This window comes from Chitinophaga filiformis (genome assembly GCF_021646545.1).
GTDB classification, from domain to species: Bacteria; Bacteroidota; Bacteroidia; order Chitinophagales; family Chitinophagaceae; genus Chitinophaga; species Chitinophaga filiformis_A.
The window spans coordinates 46,327-71,953 of the sequence record NZ_JAKIRP010000009.1; the positions used below are offsets into that span (position 1 = coordinate 46,327).

At 47.1% G+C, this 25,627-nt stretch carries 20 protein-coding genes; 6 read left to right on the top strand and 14 right to left on the bottom strand.

Going from position 1 to position 25,627, the window contains the following annotated elements; all coding sequences use genetic code 11:
• The first annotated feature begins 5 nt into the window (after positions 1-5).
• On the top strand, positions 6-2,660 hold the full coding sequence (locus L3C95_RS20610) for a cation-translocating P-type ATPase (protein ID WP_236390507.1): 2,655 nt from the start codon (positions 6-8) through the stop codon (positions 2,658-2,660).
• Here L3C95_RS20610 and L3C95_RS20615 read toward each other — a convergent pair.
• Positions 2,657-3,715, bottom strand: a complete 1,059-nt coding sequence (locus L3C95_RS20615; protein WP_236390509.1) for a response regulator — start codon at positions 3,713-3,715, stop codon at positions 2,657-2,659. The genes L3C95_RS20610 and L3C95_RS20615 overlap by 4 nt on opposite strands.
• Positions 3,716-3,949: 234 nt before the next feature.
• Between L3C95_RS20615 and L3C95_RS20620 the strand changes: the two genes are divergently transcribed.
• Positions 3,950-4,393 (top strand): Hsp20/alpha crystallin family protein, encoded by a 444-nt coding sequence (locus L3C95_RS20620; protein ID WP_236390511.1) that lies wholly within the window; start codon positions 3,950-3,952, stop codon positions 4,391-4,393.
• A gap of 117 nt (positions 4,394-4,510) precedes the next feature.
• Here the strand turns inward: L3C95_RS20620 and L3C95_RS20625 are convergent, their stop codons facing one another.
• From L3C95_RS20625 to L3C95_RS20645, 5 genes are all read right to left on the bottom strand, one after another.
• A complete protein-coding gene (locus L3C95_RS20625; RefSeq protein WP_236390514.1) occupies positions 4,511-5,347 on the bottom strand; it encodes a hypothetical protein in 837 nt (278 codons plus the stop codon).
• A gap of 194 nt (positions 5,348-5,541) precedes the next feature.
• Complete coding sequence (locus L3C95_RS20630) at positions 5,542-6,270, bottom strand: polysaccharide deacetylase family protein (RefSeq protein WP_236390516.1); 729 nt, start codon at positions 6,268-6,270, stop codon at positions 5,542-5,544.
• 127 nt (positions 6,271-6,397) lie between these two features.
• Complete coding sequence (locus L3C95_RS20635; protein WP_236390517.1) at positions 6,398-7,222, bottom strand: carboxypeptidase-like regulatory domain-containing protein; 825 nt, start codon at positions 7,220-7,222, stop codon at positions 6,398-6,400.
• A gap of 6 nt (positions 7,223-7,228) precedes the next feature.
• Positions 7,229-8,011, bottom strand: a complete 783-nt coding sequence (locus L3C95_RS20640; RefSeq protein WP_236390518.1) for a carboxypeptidase-like regulatory domain-containing protein — start codon at positions 8,009-8,011, stop codon at positions 7,229-7,231.
• A gap of 48 nt (positions 8,012-8,059) precedes the next feature.
• Positions 8,060-8,929: a carboxypeptidase-like regulatory domain-containing protein gene (locus L3C95_RS20645; protein WP_236390519.1), complete on the bottom strand. Its 870-nt coding sequence runs from the start codon at positions 8,927-8,929 to the stop codon at positions 8,060-8,062.
• 503 nt (positions 8,930-9,432) lie between these two features.
• Here L3C95_RS20645 and ftsH point away from each other — a divergent pair.
• Positions 9,433-11,358 carry an ATP-dependent zinc metalloprotease FtsH gene (ftsH, locus tag L3C95_RS20650; protein WP_236390520.1) on the top strand — a complete coding sequence of 642 codons (1,926 nt, stop codon included), beginning with the start codon at positions 9,433-9,435 and terminating at the stop codon, positions 11,356-11,358.
• A gap of 44 nt (positions 11,359-11,402) precedes the next feature.
• Here the strand turns inward: ftsH and L3C95_RS20655 are convergent, their stop codons facing one another.
• Positions 11,403-12,416, bottom strand: a complete 1,014-nt coding sequence (locus L3C95_RS20655; protein ID WP_236390521.1) for a hypothetical protein — start codon at positions 12,414-12,416, stop codon at positions 11,403-11,405.
• A gap of 259 nt (positions 12,417-12,675) precedes the next feature.
• Here L3C95_RS20655 and L3C95_RS20660 point away from each other — a divergent pair, with 259 nt between their 5' ends.
• Both L3C95_RS20660 and L3C95_RS20665 read left to right on the top strand, forming a co-directional pair.
• The gene (locus tag L3C95_RS20660; RefSeq protein ID WP_236390523.1) at positions 12,676-13,290 is read left to right on the top strand and encodes a cation-transporting P-type ATPase; all 615 of its coding nucleotides are present in this window, start codon (positions 12,676-12,678) and stop codon (positions 13,288-13,290) included.
• Entirely contained in the window at positions 13,263-14,132 is an 870-nt protein-coding gene (locus L3C95_RS20665; RefSeq protein ID WP_236390525.1) for an HAD-IC family P-type ATPase, read from the top strand. The genes L3C95_RS20660 and L3C95_RS20665 overlap by 28 nt, the downstream gene beginning before the upstream one ends.
• A 12-nt stretch (positions 14,133-14,144) precedes the next feature.
• Here L3C95_RS20665 and L3C95_RS20670 read toward each other — a convergent pair whose 3' ends face one another.
• The 5 genes from L3C95_RS20670 to L3C95_RS20690 form a co-directional block, all read right to left on the bottom strand.
• Positions 14,145-15,242, bottom strand: a complete 1,098-nt coding sequence (locus L3C95_RS20670) for a hypothetical protein (RefSeq protein WP_236390527.1) — start codon at positions 15,240-15,242, stop codon at positions 14,145-14,147.
• A 97-nt stretch (positions 15,243-15,339) separates the two neighbouring features.
• Entirely contained in the window at positions 15,340-16,101 is a 762-nt protein-coding gene (locus L3C95_RS20675) for an SDR family oxidoreductase (protein ID WP_236390529.1), read from the bottom strand.
• Between the two features lie 42 nt (positions 16,102-16,143).
• Positions 16,144-20,361, bottom strand: a complete 4,218-nt coding sequence (glgP, locus tag L3C95_RS20680) for an alpha-glucan family phosphorylase (protein ID WP_236390531.1) — start codon at positions 20,359-20,361, stop codon at positions 16,144-16,146.
• Entirely contained in the window at positions 20,358-22,328 is a 1,971-nt protein-coding gene (locus L3C95_RS20685; protein WP_236390532.1) for an amylo-alpha-1,6-glucosidase, read from the bottom strand. The genes glgP and L3C95_RS20685 overlap by 4 nt, the downstream gene beginning before the upstream one ends.
• 11 nt (positions 22,329-22,339) lie before the next feature.
• On the bottom strand, positions 22,340-22,993 hold the full coding sequence (locus L3C95_RS20690) for a BON domain-containing protein (protein ID WP_236390533.1): 654 nt from the start codon (positions 22,991-22,993) through the stop codon (positions 22,340-22,342).
• 174 nt (positions 22,994-23,167) lie between these two features.
• On the opposite strand from L3C95_RS20690, the gene L3C95_RS20695 reads away from it, so the two are divergent.
• Positions 23,168-24,271 carry a site-2 protease family protein gene (locus L3C95_RS20695; protein WP_236390534.1) on the top strand — a complete coding sequence of 368 codons (1,104 nt, stop codon included), beginning with the start codon at positions 23,168-23,170 and terminating at the stop codon, positions 24,269-24,271.
• On the opposite strand, the gene L3C95_RS20700 is transcribed toward L3C95_RS20695, so the two are convergent.
• Together L3C95_RS20700 and L3C95_RS20705 are read right to left on the bottom strand one after the other, a co-directional pair.
• Positions 24,268-24,456, bottom strand: coding sequence for a hypothetical protein (locus tag L3C95_RS20700; protein WP_236390535.1), 189 nt, complete (start codon positions 24,454-24,456; stop codon positions 24,268-24,270). The genes L3C95_RS20695 and L3C95_RS20700 overlap by 4 nt on opposite strands.
• Positions 24,457-24,467: 11 nt before the next feature.
• Positions 24,468-25,499, bottom strand: a complete 1,032-nt coding sequence (locus L3C95_RS20705; protein WP_236390536.1) for a hypothetical protein — start codon at positions 25,497-25,499, stop codon at positions 24,468-24,470.
• Positions 25,500-25,627 lie beyond the last annotated feature (128 nt).

Sequence of the window (25,627 nt, forward strand, 5' to 3'; positions counted from 1 at the left end):
AAAAAATGGATATTGAGAAAAAGTTAGTTCCATATCAATCTACTGCGGAAGAACTAGCCAGGGAATTGGATACCGATAGCGGCAAAGGGCTTTCTGCTTCGGAAGCCCGTGAACGGTTGCAGCGTTTTGGCCCCAATGTGATCAGTACGGATACCGACGTCAGTATTTTGAAATTGTTGGCAAACCAGTTTAAGAGTCCTGTAATTTATCTGCTGATCGCAGCCGCACTACTTTCCGCCTGGTACAGGGAATGGCCTGATGCCATTGCCATCCTGCTGGTGATCCTGATTAATGCAGGCACCGGGTTTTACATGGAATGGCAGGCGCTGCGTTCTATGAAGGCGCTGAGAGACCTTACCCGGCTTACTGTAAGGTTGTACCGCGATGGGAACGAAATAACGGTCAATGTAGAGGATATCGTACCAGGTGATCTTATCTACCTTGAGTCTGGCGATATCGTGCCTGCTGATGGAAGGATCATTCAATCGTCCGGACTGCAGGTTGACGAAGCTACTTTAACGGGGGAATCTATCCCGGTGGAAAAGCAGGCGGGAGACCTGTCTTCCAACGTTCCACTGGCGGAGCAAACGAACAGCCTGTTCAAAGGCACTGCTGTGCGTAAAGGAAATGTACGCATGCTGTGCACTGGAACCGGAATGAAAACTGAACTGGGTCATATCGCTACCTTACTGACCCGTACCGCCGACTCGGCTACCCCTTTGGAGAAAAAGATCGCAGTATTCAGCAAACAGTTGCTGCTTGTTTGCCTGGCCCTGATCGCCATTGTGGTGGTGGCAGGCCTCATACACGGACTGCCAACAGTGGAAATCATACGTACGTCACTGGTGCTCGGGGTAGCGGCTATTCCGGAAGGTCTGCCAGTTGTAGCCACGCTTTCCCTGGCAAAAGGTATGCTGCGTATGGCACGCCGGCATGTTATTATCAGGCAGCTGTCTGCAGTAGAAACGTTGGGTACCACCACCGTCATCTGTACCGACAAAACAGGTACCCTCACCGAAAACGATCTTGAACTCGTGCAGCTGGAACTACCGCCCGATTTTGCCTGGAAAAAAGGGGAATCGCTACAATTGTGTCCCGCCGAAAATTACAGACGGTTTTTCCAGGTAGCAGTATTATGTAACACCGCGTCGCTGGGCGACCGGGAGAAAAATGGTAACGCTGCCACTGGCGATCCCCTCGAGATCAGCCTGCTGAAGTTTGCTAAGGAGCATCCTTGTGAGACGGGCAACGGACATACTTCTTACGTTAAAACAGATGAAGTGCCATTTAGCTCGGATACGAGGGTAATGGCTATGCAGCATAAGGCTGGTAATTCTTTTCTGGTAACTGCCAAAGGCGCTACAGAAAACCTGTTGCCGCACTGCCGCTACGTGCTCGAAGATAAATCTGTGCGCGAGTTGAACGATGAGGACCGTAAGAAGTGGCAGGCGAATACTGAAAAGCTGGCTGCCGGAGGTCTGAAGCCACTGGCTTTTGCATGGAAAGAAAAGTCTGAAAAGATATCGGATATGCTGGAGGAGCTGGTTTTCGCCGGACTAGCCGGCTTCCTGGACCCACCAAGGAAAGATATTGAGGGGTCTATCAGTCAATGCCGTGAGGCAGGTATCAAAGTGGTGATGCTTACCGGCGACCATCCCGCTACTGCTGCACATGTGGCAGATATGCTGCATATTACGGAAACGCCCGATGTCATTAAAGGGAGTGATATGGCGTCTTATGATGCCGTTACACCGGAGGAGAAGAAGAAATGGTTGAATACGCACATTTTTGCGAGGGTGACGCCTGCGCAGAAACTCGACCTGGTAAATGCCCTGCAGGATGAACATGAGGTTGTTGCTATGACGGGAGATGGCGTGAATGATGCACCTGCATTAAAAAAGGCGGACATCGGTGTGGCGATGGGCATAAGGGGCTCGCAGGTCTCGAAGGAAACGGCAGATATGATACTGCAGGACGATTCCTTCAATTCCCTCGTGAAAGGGATAGAGCAGGGCCGGGTGATCTTTGATAATATCAGACGGTTTATCATTTTCCTCTTGTCCTGCAATCTTAGTGAACTGCTGGTGGTGGGCATTATTGCTGTACTGGGACTTTCATTCCGGTTACTGCCATTGCAGATATTACTGATCAACCTTGTAACAGACGTGCTGCCTGCCCTTGCCCTGGGCGTTACAAAGGGAAACGGAAAGGAGATGGAGCGAATGCCTCAGAAACTGAATGCGCCTATCATTTCCAGGGCCAAATGGAGGGCTATTACTATCTATGCTGCCATAATTGGCGCCTTTACCTTTCTTGGAGGCGAAATAGCCGAAATGATGTCTTTAAATGCAAATAACGTCCTGTTCTTTACGCTAACTTTTTCGCAGCTGCTGCATGTACTAAACATGGTAAATGCGGAGGATGCTTTTTTCAATAACCATATAGTAAAGAGCAAGTACGTATGGCTGGCAATATTGGGTAGTACTATGGTAATGTTGCTGGTTGCGGGCATTCCTGCCCTGGCTGGGCCGTTCAGGCTTCATGTTCCCGGTATGGCCGAATGGGCGATCATAATGTTGTGTAGTCTGGGTTCGTTACTAACCGTCAGGATCATCAAAAAGTTGGGCGTGAAGTCCTTCCTGGCATCATATAATGTCTAATTTGACAATTCGGCAAGCTTTTTCGCATTTGTTATATAAATGCATCCTTCTCTGATATCAATCAGTTTTTCATCCCTGAAATCACCTACAGTGCGGATCAGGGATTCCTTTGCGACGCCGGCTAGTGCGGCCAGGTTCTCACGGCTGATGTCAATACCAAATTTGTCTGATGAGGACGGGTTATACTTTTTGATGACCGTAGTCAAAGCTTCCGCCACCTTTTTACGTAATGAATTGTAAGCAATACCCAATAGCTGTGTTTCTCTTTCTGCAACATTGTTGGCCAGCAGCCGGATAAAACGCTGCATCACCTGTGTATTGATATTTGTGAGGTCCTCAAAGTCCTTACGGGGTATTATAGCCAGCTCGCTTTCTTCCATCGTTTCGGCACTATCCTTATAGGTGCTGGCTTCAAGTAATGCTGAGTATCCGAGGAAATCATCTTCGTTATACAATCCTGTGATCAGTTCTTTACCATCCTCGTTCCTTTTAAAGGTTTTTACTTTACCCCTGATGACATAAAACAGGCAGGAGGGATGATTCCCTTCCTGATAGATGGATTGTTTCTTTTTGTATTTGTTGATATTACGCCCTTCTTTCAGACTGTTTATAGCCTGATCGCCAGACACCATTTTCAGCAGGGAGTCTACTCCGTTTAAGCCGTTTGAGATCACTTCTTTGATACTGGCTGCCTTTCTTAGTCTGGACTCGACGGAGTTAAGTAGTTCGGTGGGATTAAATGGTTTCGTGATATAATCATCTGCTCCCATATCCATGCCTTTGCGTATGTCAGACCGTTCTGTTTTGGCAGTCAGAAAAATAAATGGGATCTGACGCATATTGTTTTTTTTGTTCAGCATATGCAGCACTCCATAGCCGTCAAGAACAGGCATGGCAAGGTCGCACACTATCAGGTCCGGCAGATGTTCTTCTGCCAGCTGAACCCCGACTTTCCCGTCCGGGGCAGTCAATACTTTATAATTTGCAAGTTCCAGTATCTCCGCCGTGTTTTCGCGGACATCAGCATTATCTTCAATAAGTAGTATAGTGGCCATAAAACAAGTGCTTTTAGTAGAAAAAAGGAGTGGGGAATAAAGCTATTAACCGTTGCCTGTTCAAATTTAAACAAAATCTCTTAAAACCGTTGATAATGAACCATAGGCGCTAAAAGGCATAGTTGATTATAATCATCGGATGTATTGCGTATCATCATTTTTCCGGGGCGCTGCGGAGCGTAATTTAGTAGTGTTAACATCTATTATCACATTAACTAAAACAAGGAGGTAATTATGTCTACTGGCGTATTAAAGGCAAGCCCATTGCTGCCTGCGTTTTTTGATGATATGTTCAAACCCTGGAAAGACCTGTTTGATATGAATAGCGGGCGTACCTGGACGGCAACTGTTCCCGCAGTGAATATCAGTGAAGAAAAAGATGCTTATAAACTGTCGCTGGCTGTGCCAGGTATGACCAAAGCCGATTTTAATGTCGATGTCGATGGCGATACCCTGACCATCAGTGCAGAGAAAGAAGAAAAGAAGGAAAGCAAAGATGAAAAGATCAGTCGGCAGGAATACAATTACTCAAGCTTCTCCCGTAGCTTCCGTTTACCTGAAGGGGTGAAAAGAGATGGTATTTCTGCTGTTTACCAGGACGGTGTACTCAAACTGACGCTTCCCAAAAAGGAAGAGAGCAAAACCAATGGCCAGGTAAAAAAGATTGAGATCAGTTAATAACAATCAATACCGCCGGTCAGCATTTGATGATGTTGACCGGCGGCTTTGTTTTTTAAATAAAAGAGATAGCGATTATGTTCGCTATCTCTTTTTGCTGTTTAAGCGTGTTATTGGTTATGGATGAGTGATGAAAAGCGGTCCTTTCATTATTCTGAGTATATTCTCTGCACTACTGCTATTGAAGAAGCGTGATAACCTGCTTCTTCCATACGCGCCGAAAGTAGTGATGTGATCCCGTTTTTCCGCAACGTATGCCTGAAGGGCAGCATCGGCTCGACCTGACAGTACTTTGTAGGTGATATTTTTATTGTAAGTATCCAGGTATTCTCTCAACAGCTTTTCATGCGGAATAGTATCATGTCCTTTTTCAGATACATAGACCACAGTAGCATCTTTTGCTACCAGTTCCGGGAAAATAGCTGCAAATGCCTTGATGGCGTGCATAGATGAAAATGTACCATTGTAGGTAAAGATAACGCCTTTCACTACAGACATATCTTCGGGTATGACAAGTACCGGACATTGAGCCTCGGCTAGCATATTTTTGACAAATCCCGTTGGTTCGGTATCAAACAGGAAAGGAAAGGATAATCCTTTACCTAATAGCACCAGGTCGGCAAAGCGACTTTCGAAAATAATTTCTTCTGCAGCGAAGCCCCTGTCATTGCGTATGGCACAGGTCAGTCCCCTTTCTGTGCAGATCTTACGCAGCGCAAGGGTATTTTCTCTGACGATCCTGCCTTTTTCTTCGGATGCTTTTACAACAATCTCATAATATCGTCCAGGTACCCCTTCTGCGAAATCAGGAGCCATCAGCGGCGTAATACTGTTTATTTCTTCCAGCATAACAACTGTGAGATTGGCCTTCAGCATACCGGATATGTATTCTATAGCGTCTAGTTGTTCTTCCTTGTAATTAACAGCGTCAAGAACAGCAAGTATCTTTTTCATAGTTTCTTGTTTTAAAGTGATGGGTGATACAACAAAGCTATCCTTTTAGCCGGGCGGAGCCAATGACGGTGGTTAGTTGCGACATGAACGTCGTTAGCCTGCGGACTGACGGTGGTCATATCCATTTGCTCGTGGAATTTCTACGCATTGACGGAGTGATTGCCGGACAACATGCATGACCAGTCAATGATATATTATTTAAATACAATTTTTAGCTCCTGTTGCAACCTCGGGCCTGACCAGCTGCCGTTTACCATAATACGTCTTATAGTATATAACTTGTTGGCTGGAGATACTTTGCCTGTCAGCTGGAAAGCAGCTTTATAACCACTGATTTGTACATCGGCGATCACCGTTTCATTCCATTCGCCAAATGGATAAGCAATATATTCCACTGGCTTTCCCGTAATTTTTTCCAGCACATGTCTGGGATTGACCAGCTGCTTTTCCCGGTCCGATGGCCGGATACCTTTTGCATGTGGATGATCCCACGTATGAGCTCCGATTACATGCCCCATATCTGATAAGGCTTTTATCTGGCTGGCATTCATATAACCAGGTTTAGCGACAGGGACGGTCATTACAAAGAATACTCCTTTAAATCCGTATTCCTGCAACAAAGGGGCCGCTATGGTGAAATGCTCTGTACGCGTATCATCAAATGTGATCATAACAGGCCGATCCGGCAGCTTTTTACCTGTAGTCAGATAAGCATACAACTGATCAGGAAGGATACTGTGGTAGCCACTATCGGCCAAAGCTTTCAGCTGCGCGCGCAATTGTAACCTGCTTATACTTAAGGCACTGCTTTTTCGACTGTCATCCGCCGAAATATTGTGATAACATAATATAGGAACAGAAGAAGACGGCGAAACCGGCTGATCAATAATAATACTTAGTAATAACAGGTAGATAAGACGCATCGCGGTCCTGGTGTTTAAAATGTTACATGATCGTGCGAGAGTAATCCAATCCTCATATTCCATTCGGGATGCGAGTATCCTCTATAATGTGTTTAGGCTTAGCCTGGTTCCCAAAGGGATCCTGCTGTCAATAGATGCGGGCAGCCAATGCAGACTCCATGCTTCTCGATGGGTATATCCACAATCCGGTAGCGGGGTCAATGTAATAAATAGGCTGCTTCATCTTCATCCATGCATATCCATACAGGTACGGCGCAAGCGAGGTATCGCTGATAAAATAATTTGCTAACGTGTAAATACGGCAATACATGGAATCACCTGGCGCAAAGTACTTGTCGAGCGTCGTTTTTCGAATAATGTTCTGCCCTTCTATCCTGAACTGGTAGTTGTTTACATTTACATTAGAATTATGGGAAAAATAAAGTTCAAGATTGCGCTCTGTCGGTTGATACTCAGGAAAGGGAATGCGCAGGTTATACTGTAAGGCGAGATCTCCATTTAGTTGCTCCAGGAACCAGGCCGTGTCGACAACAGTCCGTACAGGGATCTGCAGGAGGAGTATATCCGGCGCCTTTGAGCTTAATGTACCTCCTGATATATGAGTCAGTCCAAATAGCTTCATTTCGCCAAAACCCGGCCGGCTGTATGTCAGCTCATACGTACCGGTGCCAACACCATGAAAATAATAGAAACCGGCGCTGTCTGCCATGGTTTCACGCGAGGAATCGGGGCTGACATGTAATGTCACCTTTACACTATCAACAGGCACTATGGGAAATGTTAATTCATCAATGGTATAGACCCTTCCGTATATCGTAGAGGTGTCTGCACCCGGCGGCTTCTGTCCGGGAGGGCCCTGAGGGCCTTCCGGTCCGGCCGGTCCTGTGATGTCCCAGTTAGTGCAGGCTGTAAGATTAAGACAGCAGTATAACGCGAATAGTAGCTGTTTCATAAGAGATTATTCTGTTTGTGTACTGTGTGCTTTTATTGAATCGCCCGGATAGGGATACGGAATCTGCGCTCCGGTCGCATAATTGAACCATGAGCGACGTGCAGTGTATGGGGGCATTACTACAACTGTTACGTAGAAATCTGTACCTGACGTCACCAGGGAATCTGGTAATCTGAACCTTCCGTGCGCTGTGCCGTTGATGCCGTCTATATCGGTTGGAAAATCTGAAAGAAAAAAAGTACTCAGTGCTCTGCCGGATCCTGGTGTAGACGATGTATCAAGGAAAGCCGTGAAAGTCACTTTGTCAGCAATGAAAGGCTGAGGCCATTGAAACACAATGTCAACATCTATAACAAACAAGCTGCCGACGTGCTGCGGATGAACAGTCACCGATAAGAGCTTCGTTGTCACATGCTCACTCATACCTGTGACCCCGGTGAACTTATCCAAAGCACCACCTGCATGCTGTACGTACATATGAAGGGAATCGAAACCTGGTTTTGAAATACTGATATCATAATTGCCTGGTGGAAGCTGATGAAGTCTGAAATGTCCACTGCTATCAGTATAAACGCTGAACATACTGTCAGCGTTATAGGTATGTAACAAAACGCTGTCTGCCCGCGCCATCAACCCTCCCAACTGATCATACAATTCGATGTAACCCGTGATTTGGGCAGGCGGCCAGGCAAAAGGAGGGCCGTCAGGTCCCTTTGGGCCGGGTGGTCCTTCCTTAATACAAGCCATGGTGAGACACAATAAGAATGACAGAAGAACAATATTTTTCATGTAAACGAATTAAAATTATGATTGTCTGATATGTTCATACCTGTAATGCTATCTGTAACGGAACCGTTCCAACAGGGGATAAATACTATCATTAGCTTTTCTTGGATTAAAGATATTGTACTGAAAATAGAATCCGGACGATTGAAAAGATCCAAGTTTTTTACCCGTGCATGGGTATACTGTACGGCCTTCTTCATCTATGTAATGGATATCTCTGATGTTGTCAAATGCCAGGAACAAATACAAATGTTCAGCTCTGAGCAGAGTTGTATCAGCCCTTATGACGCCCTGGTCAATCGGTGCGGTTTGATAGTTCATGTTTCCATCGCCGATGAATCCGTCAATAGTGTATCTGATAGTAGCTTTAAAGTTAGTTGATGAGACATCAGGCGTGTTGCTGATATAAAGCACCGAGGCCGTAGGGTTGCGAATCTGAGCTGCAAACTCCATGTATGCAAATTGCTCTATCCTGTTCGGACTGCCCAACGTAATATCAGTAAAGAATGTTACCGGAGGCCCGTCGTAGATCCTGCCTACGTCCGCATCTGTCAGTTGTGTGGCCTGGGCGCCCCCGGGATGTAGTTGACGAACGATACGGTAAGTACCATAACCTTCTTTCCTGTATGAAAAGTTGTACCTGCCGGCCTGCACCTGAAGGAAACTGTAAGTGCCGCTCGCATCCGTAACGGTCGAGATGTCCGTTGAGTCTATAATGACCTGTACACCAGAATGGTCGGTAAGCGCTCTTCCCAGTGAATCATACAAAATCACTTTCCCTCTGATGTCTCCTTTGAGGGCAACATAGACGCCAGTATCTCCCGGAGGGCCGGGCGGCCCGTGCAATTCGTCTTTGGTACATGAGGATAACGCATAAAGTGCTAGCAGACAGTATAGCCTGATCATGATTTTCGAGGTCATATGTATGAGGTTATCAAAGTAAGCAAGTAGAGATTATTAGAAATTGCATTCATGATTTATAAGTGAAATAATGGACTGTTCCATTCCCGGCGGTGACGAACCCTAACTGTACAGCAATAGATCTTTATACCTGATAGATATTAAGTTGGAATCAAAGTGTTGGCGATTGTGGAGTATCTGGTTTGTTTTTCTGGCAGATCTTGTATATGTCTTTGTGCCCGACTGTTTGTCCTTTGAAGCAATAACACGGAGTTGGATATTCAAATCTAAAGAAAAATTATCAATGTTTCAAAACCGAAAAAAAAGTAAAGTATTATCCCGAAGGACTGGCCGGCAGCAGACACAAGGGATATTTATTTGATTGTTTAATCATGCTGCAATCTGGATTTTTTTTAAACCTTTTTCAATGATCAGCAACATGGTTTTCTGTGATGGTAATCATTCTCTGGTGTTAGGATTCCGTGGAAATTTGGATGATCGCAGCTTTACTAATAAATATGCTCATGAAGGAAAAAAGAAATGCAACCAAATCACCCCAAAATGTCAGTGGAACTGGTTTAGTATGGTTGTTCTGGATACTCCTTTCAACCCTGATGATCCCTTATCTGATCAACCGGTCGGCCACGGGTCCAAAAGAGATTAGCTGGCGCGAGTTTGAAGTAAATATGCTGCATAATAGAGCCGTTGCTAAATTACAGGTGGTCAATAATGAGATGGTGCAGGTATTCATCAAACCACAGTTAGATAATAGCCGTCAGTTCAAGGAGATTATGAAATCAACCGGTACTGGCCCCCAGTATTTTTTTCAGATAGGCTCTGTTGAATCGTTTGAGCAAAAGCTGGAGGCAGCACAGAAAGATCTGGCTGACCGGGAACATGTGGATGTGTTATATGTGAAGAGAAAGAACTGGCTGCAGGAAATCTTTTTCTGGGTTTTGCCTTTTGCGTTATTGGTGCTGACCTGGTTTTTTATAATGAATAGAGTGGGGGGATCTGGAACGGGCGGTGCTTCAATTTTTAACTTTGGGAAATCGACGGCAACATTACAGGATATCGACAATAAAAGTACTGTTACATTTGATGATGTAGCGGGCCTGGACGAGGCTAAAGCCGAAGTGAAAGAGGTAGTGGACTTTCTGCAACATCCAGCCGACTATACGCAATTGGGCGCCAAGATTCCCAAGGGCGTGATAATAGTGGGCCCACCTGGTACCGGGAAAACATTGCTGGTAAAGGCTGTTGCAGGGGAGGCGGGGGTGCCGTTTTTCTCCATGTCCGGCGCCGGGTTTGTAGAAATGTTTGTCGGAGTGGGAGCGTCCCGGGTGCGCGATCTGTTTAAACGCGCAAAGGAAAAGGCTCCCTGTATTGTTTTTATTGATGAAATAGACGCTGTTGGGCGATCTCGCGGCAAAGATACCCTGTTTACAGGGGCTAATGATGAAAGGGAAAGTACCCTGAACCAGCTTCTTACCGAAATGGACGGCTTCAGCACCAACAGTGGCGTGATCGTATTGGCGGCTACGAACCGTGCAGATATGCTGGATCCGGCATTACTCAGGCCTGGCAGGTTTGACCGGCATATTTACCTGGAGCTACCCAACCTGAGCGAACGTAAAGCGATCTTTGAAGTACACCTGAAGCCACTGGCTCTGGATGATGCGATAGATGTTGACTTCCTTGCCGCGCAGACGCCGGGCTTTTCAGGTGCGGATATCGCTAATATCTGTAACGAGGCTGCGCTTATTGCAGCCCGTCAGAAGAAAAAGAAAGTGGGCAGGCAGGATTTTCTTGACGCAATAGACAGAATAGTGGCCGGCCTTGAAAGAAAAAGTAAGATCATTTCTCCTACGGAGAAGAAGATGGTTGCCTTTCATGAAGCAGGACATGTGGTAGTAAGCTGGCTGCTGACACATACCGACCCTCTGTTGAAGGTGTCGATTATTCCCAGGGGCAGATCACTGGGAGAGGCATGGTACCTGCCGGAAGAGCGGCAGTTGAAGACGGTTACCGAGTTCCGGGAGCAGCTGTGCGTAGCATTGGGGGGCAGGGCCGCCGAGGAAGTGGTTTTCGGAGAAGTATCATCCGGAGCGTTGGATGATCTGGAAAAGGTTACCAGAGAGGCTTATATGATGGTAGCCTACTATGGTTTCAATAAGGAAATTGGCAATATGAGTTTTTACGACTCAACAGCCAGCAGGGGCTCGCAGTTTACGAAGCCATATAGTGAGGAAACGGGGCGATTGATAGATGAGGAGACCCGTAAACTGGTCAATAACGCCTACGAAGAGGCGAAAACATTGCTGATGGCTAATAGAAACGGTCTGGATGCTATCGCCGACCGGTTACTTGAAAAAGAAGTGATCTTTAAAGAAGATATTGAGACGATATTGGGAAAAAGGAAGGCGCCGCAGACTCCGATACCCAGCTAACTTACCTCCCATCCGTTTCAGATACGCAATACACCATTTGTCCTCTATTGATATTGGATATATATCGGGCGCGGATATAACTGCAGCACTTCCTCGGGCGTCATTAAATGTCCTCCGGTTGCGACGTCGTTTTTGTAGAACAACTTAAAACCGGTAAACTGGACTGGTTGATTCGAGATCCATCCTTTGTACGTATCAAGCTTTTTGGCGGGCGAGCCGAAACCATCCATGTTCATTACAATTTGCACTTCGGGGCGTAGTTGGATCGCTTTGTAATTGGTCACCATGGCCTGAGTAAAGCGGTGTACGACAAGTATTTTCGGCGTCAGATCATATTGTTGCACCAGCCTGCTAAGATAAGATGATGCATAGTTAATGTCGGCGGCATCAAACGTACCTATTGCGGTGCATGGTACCTGCCGGTTCTTCATTGAATATTCCGGATCGATGCCCAGATGGACGTTCGGCATGCGCAGGTATTTTTCGAATGCGGGTATTTCTTCCTGTAATGAGCTATGTCCGACCTGTATGTCCAGGAATACGATTGCATCTAGTTTTTTCGCCAGTGCCAATACTTTGTCGATTTCCCTGTCAGGCATCTGTGCCCGGTATTTTCCGCTTGCTCCCGGCCTCGGTTGCGCTGTAACTGCCACATAATGTAACGCGGGCTGTACCGGTACGGAAGTATCGGCTTGCTCCCATTTGCGTACTTCTCCCGAAAGCCGCTGTAACATCTCATCTGGTGGAAGCGCCCCCAGAATGCCCATTCCCGTTGAATACAGATTACCATAATAGGCGACCACCCGCTTATATGGTAGTATAGATCCTGGCAGGGGATAGGCCATTTTTACCGGCCATTTTACTGACGGCTTGTTGTGTACGAGTTGGAGCTGTATCCTGTTAAACAATACAGTATCCCGACCAACAGAGGAAGACCGTGTATCCGCTACGATGACTTCCGCTGGTGACTCCGCAATACGCGGGCCGATCTGGGCCTGATCTGTCATGGGCTGACAGGCGGTGGTCATCAGGGCAATGAAATGAAGAATTGTTTTCATGAGTCTCTAATATTCAACTAAATTAGTGTTTCACTTTACCACAGGAAATGATGCGGATTAGGGGCGCTGCTGACAGCTGTCAATGATCTTACATTCATCGTCAGTCTGCCTTTCAGCGGATGCGTATACTGACATGAAACCGGTCCGAAACGGAGATGACGGATGTTACCACACTTTACGATGACAGTTCACGTTTGAAATACCGGGTATGAAATAATTTGTAGTACGTATTCAGAAACAAATCAATACCTGCACCTTTATGATGACTGAAGTACAAAGCGGACATTTCTGCGCTGTGCCGGTTGAGCAACTATATGTTCGGCTTAAGTGTTCTGAAAGAGGATTGACTGCGAGGGAAGCTGTCGCAAGATTAAAGCAACAACATAAACAACTCAAGACTCAAAGTCGTTTCAACAGGAGAATGAAACTACTTTTGCGCCAGTTCTTTAATCCGCTGGTGTTACTCCTCGTCGTCGCCGTTATACTGTCGGCATTCCTGGGCGAATCTTCGGATGCATATCTCATCTTGTTTATACTCCTTATCACTGGTCTTCTGGGTTTCTGGCAGGAGCTAAATGCCGGCCGCGCCTTTGATCAGCTGAAGAAGACGATTGAGATGAAACATATTGTACTACGCGATGGAAAGCCAGTCGGGGTAGAGACCGCCGGGATTGTGAAAGGTGATGTCCTGGCATTGGTAGCTGGAGATATCATTCCAGCCGACTGTCGCATTATAGAGAGCAATGAATTGCATGTTAATGAAAGTACGTTAACGGGTGAATCTTACCCGGTTGAAAAGACGCCCGGCCAGACGGCTGAGGGGCTTCCACTAGTGGAAAAACACAATTGCTTACCCATGTTTTCTCGGAGATAGAGCCTCACCAGAAAGAACGCATCATTAAGGCGCTGCAGCAGTCACATTTTACGGTAGCGTATCTCGGAGACGGTATTAATGACGTGGCAGCCATTAATGCGGCTGATATCGGGATCTCAACAAACAATGCCGTTGACGTCGCAAAAGAAGCAGCTGATTTCGTCTTCCTGGAGAAAGACCTTGCTGTGCTGGCAGACGGTGTGTATGAAGGCAGAAGATCATTTGCTAACTCCATGAAATACATTTTTATTACCACAGGCGCCACTTTCGGAAATATGCTCAGTGTGGCCTGCGCTTCACTATTTCTGCCATTTTTACCTATGTTGCCCAAACAAATCCTGTTGACCAACCTTATTACCGATCTGCCATTTCTCACGATTGCTTCAGATCGTGTGGATGATGAGCAGCTGATGATGCCAGGAAAATGGAATCTTAAGTTGATCAGAAATTTTATGGTCATTTTTGGATTGCACAGCACCCTTTTTGATCTTGCTACCTTTTATATTCTCTATTATTATTTCCGGTTATCTGAATCCCCATTTCAGACAGGGTGGTTCCTGGAGTCGGCCATTACCGAGATCCTGATAGTTTTCATTGTCAGGACGCGCAAAAATATTGTGAAGAGCAGGCCCGGAAAATTGCTGATTCTGGCAAGCGTTGCCGCTTTCTTAATAGCAATAGGTCTTCCGTTGTCCCCGTTTGCAGAGATTCTGGAACTTTCCGTAGCCCATTTCGCACAGGTAACGGCTATTATGTTTCTTCTGTTGGTTTATGTTATAACCGGTGAATGGATAAAACGATGGTTTTTTCGACGATCGCAATGCAAGCCTGAAAATACCTAGTGGTTTCATTGCTCAGTATCTTGTGATAAGAGAAATGTGACCATGGTCATCCAGGGTGCCATTGTTAACGAATACAATTTCTCCGCCCTTTTCTATAGCAAGTCTTAATACCTTTTCGACCGCGTCCATTACTATATTCTGTGTTTTCCTGGTCTTCCTCATGTGTAGTTTGCCAGTCTTGTCATCCAGAAAAGCAGGACAGGTATAGTCTTTCTCAACTATCAGCCGTTGACCGCGGCCTTCTTTGACGGCCGTCCACACATCTCTCATGCCATCCACTACATGCTGCTGCCATTCTTCCTGTATCAACTGTAACATGGTCGATTGCTGCGTATCGTCTATCCACGATCTTAACGCGGGCCAAACGCGGTCTTCAAGCGCTTTTACAGTAACATTAGCGTAATTGCCATTAATAGTAGCTATAATATTCTTCTCATGAACGCTAACTTCCTGCAACAGTGAGATGTCCTTTTGAGGTCCTGTTACTATAAGAGGCTGATCTTCCAGGTAAGCAGAGAGCATCTGGTCTGTCTCCCGGTAGAAGCTCTTCAGGCGATTGGCCTCATTAGCCGATTTATCTCCCTCAAAACCTTGTATCGCCGTTTGACCTGAATAGGAACTGGCTCTTGCGGGTTTGCTGTATTCGTAATCATCATGGAAATACCGGGGGAAGACGCCATCATTTACTTCTTCTAAACTGTTTAGATGCCCCTTGTAACAATGGGCTGCTTTTTCATCTACATGCAATACCATGTAGCTGATACTATAATGCTCCAGGTATAATAGTTCCCGCAAAGCAAAGGAATCACCGATTTCAACCTTCTTCTGAACAGGAAAACAGAACTTGACCAGCTTGCTGTAGCCAGGCGATACATAAAACCCCAGTCCTTCGGCGGTAAGATCATAATGCCGGTCAAAGTCGTCCAGCAGTCCTTGCAGAGAGTGCAACAGGGAGGCTTCCTCTTTGGGATACATGCTTCGCAGGAAATCACCTGCTTCCTGTATGGCTTTTTCTGCCAGCAGCAAGGCTGCCTTTTTATCCGGGGCAACAGTTTCATGCAGCGAAACAATGATAGTCACGTAAGGTGGTTTTGCCGCTTGTTTTTGCATAATGCTTAATTTATCTTTTATCATAGTGCTTAATTTTGACATGGTGTATGAAATGTTTTCTGCCAGTTAGCCAGCAGTCCGGCAGTATAACAAAAGGTCAGGATGCGAGCCATCCTCCATCCACTGTTAACGCATGACCAGTTATAAACGACGCTGCGTCAGAACACAACCAGACTACTGCTTCTGCTACTTCTTCCGGTTCTCCAAACCTGCCCATAGGCTCCATATCAACGAAATGTTGCTCTGCTGCTTTGTCTTTGCCGGTAATTCTATCCACCATGGGCGTCCTTATTACACCGGGACATACAGCGTTTATCCTTATACCTTGTTTTGCATTCTCCAGCGCCGCAGTTTTGCTGAGGCCAATAATGGCATGTTTACTCGCCACGTAAGCCGGCAGGTTGGGGAAGCCCATAAGTCCTGCCACCGATGCGCAATTGACAATAGCTCCTTTACCCTGGCGCAGCATGTGTGAAAGTTCGTGTTTCATACAGAGCCACACACCGGTGAGGTTCACTGCCAGTACCTTTTCCCAGTTCTCCTGTGTACATTCATGAGTAGCGGCCAAAACACCTTCTATGCCCGCGTTGTTGAATGCAAAATCGAGCCTGCCATATGTAATGAATGTTTTATCGATCATGGAAGTAATATCGGCAGCTTTGGAAACATCACACTGTACAAAAACAGCATTGCCTCCCACGGCTGCTATTTCTTTCATCGTTATCTGTTCCGCGTCCTCAATCAAGTCTGCTACAACTACGCTCGCGCCTCTTTTTGCGAAAGCAATGGCTGTAGCCCGGCCTATGCCGAAGCTGCCGCCTGTTACTAAAGCTACCTGTCCATTGAAGATTTTTTCCATAAGAGCTTATTTTATGTTGTTAAGGGAAAATGCTTCCAGCTGTCATGTCCACTTCACCAGTGGCATGTCTGTACGATGGTACAGAAAATGATTTTTCGGGTATACCCGGAACGTATAAGTGTATTCTCCGCTATGCTGCAAATTTATCTTTGCTGCATATACGATTTCATCTCCCTGCTGATGGCAGAGTTGCAATTCATGTTTAAACGCCGGACTTTCTTTCCTGTATTTATCTGTAAAAATGATCTCTACACCAATATCGTCGGCAATCAGTTTGCCTGCAGTGAGCGTTACCGCGACATCCAGTTGTTCTCCCGCAACCTTTGCAGACAGCAGGCTTTTGGCGGGAGTAACGGCTACGATCCCTATGTTGTCCCAGCCAGCTTTTATTTTGTCTTTCCAGACCACCAGGTCACGAGCCAGTGCATAGTTGTTCTCACGAAGTGCTGCAGCGCGTTCAGACAGCTTGCTATAACAGGTATTATATTCACTCATCATCCTGTTCATGGAAATTGCCTGCCCGGAGAATATGATAGCCTTTTTAATCTTTGCGACCCATTCCACGGGAATATCCTGTTGATTTCTTCTGAAGTACATGGGGATTATTTCATGTTGTAGCATACTGTATACTTCGGCTGCATCCAGGGCATACTGTTTGTTTTCGTCAGAATAAAAATGCTGCGCTGTCAGCGCCCAGCCGCTTTCAGGATGATACTGTTCCGCCCACCAGCCATCCTGTGTACTGAAGTTAAGTACGCCATTGATAAGGGCCTTCATGCCGCTCGTGCCCGATGCCTCTCTTCCCCTTACGGGTAGGTTCAGCCAAAGGTCTACTCCCTGTACCAGCAGTCGGGCAATATCCGTATCGTAGTCTTCCAGAAAAATAATATGTGTATGATTGGTGCTGCCTGCCGCATTTCTGATTACCTGTTGCAGCATGCTGACGCCTTCCATGTCTGCAGGATGAGCTTTGCCGGAGAAGATAAAGATCACAGGTTGCTGCTCGTTAGTGATGATCTTTTTTAACTGCTCCGGATCATAGAACAGCAGGGTGCCCCTTTTATAAGGCGTAAACCGCCGCGCAAATCCAACATACATCGCTTGTGGATGTAAGGTTGCCTGTAGGGCTGCGATCTGTTCCGGAGCACGATGGTGCCGGAGTTGCTGTTGGGTTAGCAGCTGTTGCAGCCGTTCAATCATGGTTCGTTTAAGCCGCTGCCTGATCTCCCATATGCGGGCCTCTGGTATTTCTGCGATATATTGCCAGGAACCTTTGCCAGATTGCAGATTAATGTCGCATTCCGCGTACAGTTCCTGCCACTCCGGCGCAACCCATGTCGGATAATGCACGCCATTGGTAATATACCGCAGAGGTAGTTCATCCGGCTCATAATCTTTCCATAGGGATTGCAGTAGTCCTGCAGATACATCCCGATGCATACGACTGACGGCATTGATTTCCTGTGCCGACTTTGCAGCCAGGTGGAACATGGAAAAATCCGTCTGCGTATTATATTCGTCTGCTTTTCCCAATGCCATCAGTTGCTGCCAGCTGACATAACAGTCTTCTGCGAGCCCCGAAAAATAAGCGCGTAACAAGGTTTCGCTGAAGGTATCCATAGCTGCCGGCATTGAGGTATGAGTAGTGAAAAGATGAGAGGCTCTTACTACTTCAAACGCATCTTCAAAAGAAAGGTGATCCCGGTAAATAAGCTGCCTTATTCTTTCGAAGACAAGAAAAGCGGCATGTCCTTCATTACAATGATATACGTCAATGGTCAGGTTGAGTGCCTGAAGCAACCTTATGCCTCCGATGCCTAACAGTATTTCCTGTTGCAGCCGGAGTTCTTTTTCTGCCGGATAAAGCCTGGAAGTTATTTTACGGTCTTCAGGATTGTTTTCGGCGATATCTGTATCAAGCAGATAGAGGTTCGTCCTGCCCACCTGCACTTTCCAAGCCCTGGCGAAGACAGTTCTTCCCGGGAAGGCGAGTGAGATCTGCAGGGGATCGCCATGGCAGTCCTTCACATCCTGGAAAGGCAGCATTGCCGGGTCCAGGTGCTCCGCCACGGCCACCTGCTTGCCGTCGTCGGAGAATTGTTGTCTGAAGTAGCCTTCCCTGTAAAAAAGGCCAACAGCCGTCAGGCTCACCTGCATATCACTTGCCGTTTTGAGGAAGTCGCCCGCCAGTACGCCCAGCCCGCCGGAGTAGATCCTGAAGGCAGGCAGCAACGCATATTCCATACAGAAGTACGCCACTGAAGGACCCGGCTCCATCGGGAGGTGGTTATATATGTCGAGTTGTTCTTCCAGCACGTGCAAACGCTGTATAAAATCCCTGTTGGTGGTCAGTGCATCCAGCTTTTCATAATTGAGGTAGCTGAGCATTCTGATGGCATCTTCGTGACAATCAGACCACAGCTGCGGGTCAATACTTCGGAACAACTCTCTGGCGGCGGGCATCCAACTCCACCATACGTTCTGGCTGAGCTGCCTGAGCGCTTCCAGTCCTGGTGGAAACGAAGGCGTGATGTTTATCTCCCGCCATACAGGTTGCTGGCTCAGGACTACAGATGCACCGGCAGGTAATACCTGCGGCTTGTCGCGAAAAAGTCCTTCCCGTTGCCAGCTTTTATGTAATGCAAAACTGTAGGCTTCGTAATATTTTCCGATCAGTTTTTCCCATGTGAAGCGCAGGCTCAGTTCCCTGGCATTGCTGCGCATTTTAGTCACCACAGCAGGCATCAGTTGCAGGAAGGAACGGATGAACGCGGCAATTGCCTTCGGGGTCTCCTGCATGTCGCCGTCACGCCGGTCTATTATGTTTATACCGATCCGTTCATTTTCCGGCAGCGCTTTCGCCGCAATGCCGAAACCAGATAATGAGGTGGTGAGGGAGGGTATATGGAATGCCAGGCTTTCCATTGGCGTGTATCCCCACGGCTCATAATAGGAGGGAAATACAGCCAGGTCGAAACCCGTCAGCATATCGTAGTACGTGAGATTGAAAATGCCGTCCTGTCCGTTGAGATAGACGGGCGCATAAATCACTTTGACGCTGGCGCCGGGAGTATTATTGAGTCCACGCTCTTTCATGCGCTGGATGATAGCATCTTTATCAGGCGCGTACAGGTTATGAGTCAGAATATTGTCCTCCGGCGTGCGCGAATATGGCGGATGTACATGTTCCAGCAATGCGTCCCTGGGGCCTGTATGCGCTGCGGGGATAAACAACACTGCTAATACTGTCCTGGGGAGTGCTTCTTTTTGCAACTGTGATAATGCGTCGATAAAGACATCGATACCTTTATTATGGAATTCATGGCGGCCGCTTTTTATTATCAGCAGACTGTCTTCCGGAAGTTGCTCCTTGAATAATGTGCCAGCCACTTTCAATACAGCAGCCCTGGCCAGTTTTCTTTTATTCTCAAAATCCTCTTCGGGCGCTATGCCGGTGTCAAAACCATTTGGGGTGACGTAATCAGGATATTTTTCAAGAAAGATCCGGCACTCGCGGGCTGTTGTTTCACTAACACAGGTAAAACAATCTGCTGTGGCAGCAGCGGTTTTTTCCAGGGAGTATTTAGCAGTCACGTGGTAATCTGCAGCCCTTGCGGCAGCGTCGACCTTGTCGGCCATATTGTAGAATGGCAGTCCACTGCCTGCCAGTGTCCTGCCTAGCACAGTAGCATGCGTTGTAAAGACGGTTGCTACCTGTGGTACGTTTTTTTCGAGGTATAGGACGCCGGCGCCTGTCATCCATTCGTGGAACTGCGCAATGATCCTGTCGGTGGCATTAAGATGCAGGCGGTAAAAATCAGCAATCAGCATCCCTGCGGCATAACCGAACAGGGCGGGGTCAATGTAATCCCACTGGCCTGTTAGCGAGTCGAGCCGGAACCGGCTCCACAGATCAGCGAAAATGTCGTTTTTACGGGTGTATAAGGGGCTGAAATCAACCAGAATAGCAATTGGATTGCCTGGTATATTCCAGCGTCCTGTTCTTATCCGTAAGCCCTCTTTTCCTGCCTGCTCCTGCCATAAAGGGAACAGGGACCTGTCTTCGTGGAACACGGATAGCTGACTACCTGTTTTGGTGAGATCTGGCCCGATGAGAATGTAACGATCTTGCAGCTCCTTTTGCAGCGATGCTGCCTTTGTGCTTATTACAGTATGGATACCACCTACTTTATTGCAGATCTCCCAGCTTATTTCAAATATATAATCAGGTCGTAGGAACTCATTGCCTGCAGGGATCATACTTGCTCATTTAAAGTGTTGGTGGTGATGGATGTCTTGTGCTGTGCCCTGAATCCGGAGATGATATATTCCATTCTGATCAGTTCCGCTACACTCCATGCCTGGGCAACCGCTCCTCCCGGGTGATGCGGGAAGTCTCCGTTAAATAATTCCGGAATGTTATTGATACAGTATTCATCCAGCACATATTTAAATCCGTCATAGATCTTCTCCAGATAGGGTAGAGCCACAGGTCCTTCCGCTTTTAGCACCGCCTCGGTAAAGTGCCCGAGCAACCAGGGCCATACCGGTCCCTGGTGATATGCTTTATCGCGCGTTGCCTGATCGCCGGTATATACTGGCTGATACTGCGGGTCGAAAGGTGAGAGTGTTCTCAATCCTCTTGGGGTGAGAAGCTCGTTCCTGACTTTTTCCATAACTGCCCTTTGTTGTACCGGCAGCAATGGTGAAGAAGGCATTGATACAGCGAATATTTGGTTAGGCCTGACAGACCAGTCGCATGTATCGCCGTTTACACAATCGGCCAGGTATTTTTTTTCATCGCTCCAGAAACAGGCGATAAAAGACTTTGCAATTTTTTCAGGGAATGTTTCCCAGCTTTCAATAAAAACCTGATCATTAGCTTCTGTCGCGGCATTCAGACAGAAGCATATCGCGTTGTACCAAAGGGCGTTCACTTCCACTGCTTTTCCGGTACGCGGGGTAACGGGTCCTTCAGGCGCTATCGCGTCCATCCAGGTCAGGGCCATTCCAGGCCCTCCTGCGTATATCAGGCCATCTGTTTCCATATGGATATTGAACAAGGTGCCGTCTCTGTAGGCTGTCAAAATATTTTTCAACGTTTTGCCGTAATCATGCCAGATCCCTTTCCACGAATGTGTTTTCTCTGCATACTGCTGTAAGGCCCATATTAACCACAAAGAGGCATCTACTGTATTATACGCCGCACATGTACCTGTTCCGGTATTCGGAAGCAGGCCATTCTTTACCTGCTTCAGGAGCTGCCGTACAATGCCCTTGAAAACGTTCACTTTTCCTGTCAGTAACGTCAAGCCAGGCAAAGAGATACAGGTATCCCGTCCCCAACTGCCAAACCAGTAGAAACCAGCTCTGATACGGTCGGTCATCACGAACTGTTCTGCCGCCAGCAGCAGGTGATCCCGCAGTGTTTCGGGTTTCCGCACAGCCTCCCTGCATTTGCTGAACCTGTCTTCCAGGTTACTCATATTTGCAGGAGATAACCCTGCGTAGAAGATGACGGATTGTCCAGGCGCCAGTGATGTTTCAAAGTATCCGGGCGAATACAGGTCTTCCTGGTACTCATATCCCCGTTCTTTTTCCCAGCTGTATTCAAAATTGTAATACCAATATCCGTTAGCCTGAAATAAACCATCTTTCATCTGTAGAAAAAGGTCATTGTACCCCGGGTAAAGATTAATGCTGATGCCTTGTTTAATACTTCGGGTGACGGTATCTGCAACACTATTGGCCTTTGTAAGCGTATGCATGTTGCGGAATGCCACCAGCGGGCGCAACTGAAGTTTAACCGGCTTCCTGCCTGTCAACAGTGTATAGGCGACCATCACACTGCCGTGCCCATCCAGCACGATTTCTTTCAGCAGCAGGTTGTCATCCAGCTGATACCACCATCGTGGCAATGGATTAGCTGCAAATGCAAGAATATGCTGCAGGGATGATGGCATTTCTGATCCGGCATAGCGGTGAAGGGACAGTTGAACGGACCTGTCGCCGCAAATGAAAGTCTCATCCAGAGATGATAGTATGACATAATTATCGTCGCCCGGAAATGACTGAGGCGCTACCAGCAGCCCGTGGTATTTACGCGTATGACAGCCTGATATTGTACTGGCACTCCAGGAGCCTGATGGTCCGGCAACCAGGTATTCCCTGGATGCCGAGAAGTTCAGGTCCTGCATGAGTGGGCTATGAAAGCAGTTGTAAAGCATAGTTGCAGGAATTAAGGAGCAATGATCAGTTCATCCTTTACATCTACCACGCCAGGAGTAGCCCATACCGCTTTTTCGATCTCATTTCTTTCGCCCCATGAACGTACTTTTCCCCTGAGAATAATGTTGTGGCCCTCTGTTATAATACTAATCGCGTCCGCCTCCACATCTGCGCTGCGTTCCAGCGCTTTTTTGATATTATCCTTGACAATTGAACGGGTGAGTGCCGGTCTTAACCGGATCAGGTTAGTTACACCTTTTACACCCTGCAGATCCTTAACCAGGTTTTCTGCTGCCTGTTTCTGGTATTGCCATTCCACTTCTCCATCCAGTGTTATCCAACCGTCTTCCACTTTTAATGTCACGCTGTCTTTTGGTACTACCGTACTCCAGGAGAATGCATTCAGGCCGGCATGTGCAATGTCCGTATCTGACTTGCTTTCTCCATTGAGGAAATGTACTTCAATGTCCATGGCCACAGCCTTTACGTCTTTTACTCTTTTGGCCGCTTTCTCTGCAGCTGTTTTTTTTGTGTAACTGTTTACAGTACCACTTAAGGTTACCACACCATCATGGACGGAAACGCCTACTTCGGCAGCTTCCAGGGAAGGGTCCCATACGAGTTCGTCCATGACGTCCTGTTGTAGTTGAAGGTCTGTTTTCATAATTGAAGAATTGTTGAGTGAGGAAATTGACTCTTACCGAAATTATTGCAAATCGCATGTCTGTTCAATGATGGCCATTGCGTCTGATGATGATGTCTATCCATCTGTTTGTATGATAGCGATCATTGATCGCAGTACATTGGTTTCGGAACTTCGATGTTCAAATCGATTCTCATGAAAGCAACATTCAGCCTGTTTACGCTCAAGGGCGCCAAAATTGGGATACATTGGACATTTATCCTGCTGATCAGCTGGATATTGATCGCCGACGGGCTTACCGGTAAGACACCTGCACAATCGTTGTGGAAACTGGTTGCCGTCATGGCAGCTTTCACTTCTGTTGCGTTACATGAGCTGGGCCATATGTTTGCCGCCCGCTACTATAGGATCCCGGTTAAAGAGATCCTTTTATTGCCTATCGGCGGTATGACACACCTGAAACGCCAGCCTGAAACACCCGGACAGGAAATAATGATCAGCCTGAGCGGTCCGGCAGTTAATCTTGTCATTGCGATGTTGCTGATACCATTCCTGCCCGGACAAACGCCGTTATGGAAATCCATTCCTTTTTTCCTTAGTACAGACCGGCTGAATTTTATTTTCTTTTTACACGCTGTTAACGTGCTGCTGGGAGTGGTCAATCTTATACCTGCATTTCCCATGGACGGCGGCAGGATACTGAGAGGAATGATGGAGCTGTTCACCACACCGTTGAAAGCAACCAATATCGCGGTATGGGTCGGTCGTTTTGTGTCGCTGTTGTTTGTAGTCTCCGGCATACTGAATATGAACCTGCTGCTTATCATTGCGGGAGTTGTGTTGCTGTTACAGGGAACGATTGAAAAGCACAATGCCATCGTGCGGGATGCCCTGAGGAATGTATCGCTCAGGGATGTGCTGGTAACAGACTACCATACCATATCATCTTCACTGACGGTAAGAGAGGCCTTACCTTTCCTCGCCGATTGCCGGCAGCCCTATTTTGTCATCACTACGGCGGGATCCCCGGTTGGCATACTTAGCAGGGGAACGCTTATAAAGAGCATTGATAAAAAGCATATCGACCGGGCTGTAAGTGAGCTGATCACAGAGGAACATCCCGCTTTTGATATCGGCATATCAGCGCTTGGCGCCTGGGAGAATCTGCCACCTGAAACAGATATGATCATTCCTGTGACAGGCAATGGGGACCTTGTTGGTGTCATCAGCCGCGATGCGATCATTGAATATCTGGCCGTGCACAGACATAGTGATGATATACAGGAGGTATTCAGCTAATAACGTTGCATGATCAGCACTTCATAAAGCTTTTCGAATACCAGCAACACAAGATTTTTCCATAATGGAAATGTCATTCCCGCAAGTAGTAATGCCGTCAGCCAGGCGAAGATCTTTTCAATCTGTGCATGCCATTGACCATGAATATTGCCTTTTACAGGAAGGGGAGTGATCTGCGTATACATAACAATGAAATTTACTGATACTGAATATAAACAGGACTCGGATGCAAAGCCAGTACTTCCTCCGGCGCCATCAGCCGCTTACCTGTTTGAGAATCTACTTTATAAAATATTTTGAAACCGGTATACTGCACCGGTTCCCGCGCAACGAAGCCTGTGTAGCTATCTATCTTTTTGGCAGGTGAGCCAAAACCATCCATGTTTATGACTACCTGTACTTCAGGAACTTTCTTAATATCCTTATAGTTGGTCAGCATTCCCTGAGTAAAACGGTGTACTACCAGTATTTTGGGTGGCAGTTTGTATTTCTTCACGATGCCGGACAAAAACGTAATGGCATAGTTAATATCTGCGGCGTCAAAAGTGCCAATACGGGAGCTGGGTACCTGCTGATTTTTCATGGAATATTCGGGATCTATTCCCAGGTGTGCTTCCGGGAGGCGCAGATATGTTTCCAGTAAAGGTAATTCATCCTGCAGGGTACTTAGTCCTACCTGTACGTCCAGAAATAACAGCGTCTTTTCCTGATAAGCCAGTGCAACCACTTTTTCGAGTTGTTCGGGCGGCATACGCAGGCGGTATTTGCCGGAAGGTCCGGGGCTTTCCTGGGCTGTAACAGCAATGTAATGCAGTGCAGGTAATGCCGGCAGCATCGTGTCGGCCTGTTGCCATCTGGCTGTTTCCTCTTTTAGTTTCGTCAACATTTCGCTTTCGGGCTGCATGCCCAGTATTCCCATCGCCGGTGTATAAAAGTTGCCATAATAGGCGATGATCCTGTGATACGGAAGCAGTGCCCCTGCCGGGGGAACTGCTCCGTACACAGGCCACTTTTCCGATGGATCGTTATGCACAAGATGAAGAAGGTAACGCTTATAGCGATTAGTATCCTTAGTTTCAGCCGATAATACAGTTGTAAACTCCGCGGTGGCCTGCTGCTGACTGTCCCGCGACGTAGCGCGGCGATCTTCCGCCGCTGGCCGGGTACAGGCAAACAGGAGTCCCGAAATGCACATGAGTGCTGCTGACCTGTAGAACAGTGATAGCATACACAATTGTTTTTCAGAAGTTAGGTGATGCTCTCCGTGGAAAAAGATACTATCCCGGTAGTCTGATGATACACATCATCAAACAAAAAGCAATAGCTGGCATATTGACCCGGCCCACGGAGCGTTGA

Bases quoted from the DNA above. Each gene is read 5' to 3' on its own strand.
- ftsH (WP_236390520.1), top strand. From the start codon at position 9,433: ATGAAGGAAAAAAGAAATGCAACCAAATCACCCCAAAATGTCAGTGGA.
- L3C95_RS20625 (WP_236390514.1), bottom strand. From the start codon at position 5,347: ATGAAAAAGATACTTGCTGTTCTTGACGCTGTTAATTACAAGGAAGAA.
- L3C95_RS20685 (WP_236390532.1), bottom strand. From the start codon at position 22,328: ATGCTTTACAACTGCTTTCATAGCCCACTCATGCAGGACCTGAACTTC.
- L3C95_RS20640 (WP_236390518.1), bottom strand. From the start codon at position 8,011: ATGAAAAATATTGTTCTTCTGTCATTCTTATTGTGTCTCACCATGGCT.
- L3C95_RS20645 (WP_236390519.1), bottom strand. From the start codon at position 8,929: ATGACCTCGAAAATCATGATCAGGCTATACTGTCTGCTAGCACTTTAT.
- L3C95_RS20635 (WP_236390517.1), bottom strand. From the start codon at position 7,222: ATGAAACAGCTACTATTCGCGTTATACTGCTGTCTTAATCTTACAGCC.
- L3C95_RS20700 (WP_236390535.1), bottom strand. From the start codon at position 24,456: ATGTATACGCAGATCACTCCCCTTCCTGTAAAAGGCAATATTCATGGT.
- L3C95_RS20690 (WP_236390533.1), bottom strand. From the start codon at position 22,993: ATGAAAACAGACCTTCAACTACAACAGGACGTCATGGACGAACTCGTA.
- L3C95_RS20630 (WP_236390516.1), bottom strand. From the start codon at position 6,270: ATGCGTCTTATCTACCTGTTATTACTAAGTATTATTATTGATCAGCCG.
- L3C95_RS20670 (WP_236390527.1), bottom strand. From the start codon at position 15,242: ATGCAAAAACAAGCGGCAAAACCACCTTACGTGACTATCATTGTTTCG.
- L3C95_RS20655 (WP_236390521.1), bottom strand. From the start codon at position 12,416: ATGAAAACAATTCTTCATTTCATTGCCCTGATGACCACCGCCTGTCAG.
- L3C95_RS20615 (WP_236390509.1), bottom strand. From the start codon at position 3,715: ATGGCCACTATACTACTTATTGAAGATAATGCTGATGTCCGCGAAAAC.
- L3C95_RS20695 (WP_236390534.1), top strand. From the start codon at position 23,168: ATGAAAGCAACATTCAGCCTGTTTACGCTCAAGGGCGCCAAAATTGGG.
- L3C95_RS20675 (WP_236390529.1), bottom strand. From the start codon at position 16,101: ATGGAAAAAATCTTCAATGGACAGGTAGCTTTAGTAACAGGCGGCAGC.
- glgP (WP_236390531.1), bottom strand. From the start codon at position 20,361: ATGATCCCTGCAGGCAATGAGTTCCTACGACCTGATTATATATTTGAA.
- L3C95_RS20705 (WP_236390536.1), bottom strand. From the start codon at position 25,499: ATGCTATCACTGTTCTACAGGTCAGCAGCACTCATGTGCATTTCGGGA.
- L3C95_RS20620 (WP_236390511.1), top strand. From the start codon at position 3,950: ATGTCTACTGGCGTATTAAAGGCAAGCCCATTGCTGCCTGCGTTTTTT.
- L3C95_RS20660 (WP_236390523.1), top strand. From the start codon at position 12,676: ATGATGACTGAAGTACAAAGCGGACATTTCTGCGCTGTGCCGGTTGAG.
- L3C95_RS20610 (WP_236390507.1), top strand. From the start codon at position 6: ATGGATATTGAGAAAAAGTTAGTTCCATATCAATCTACTGCGGAAGAA.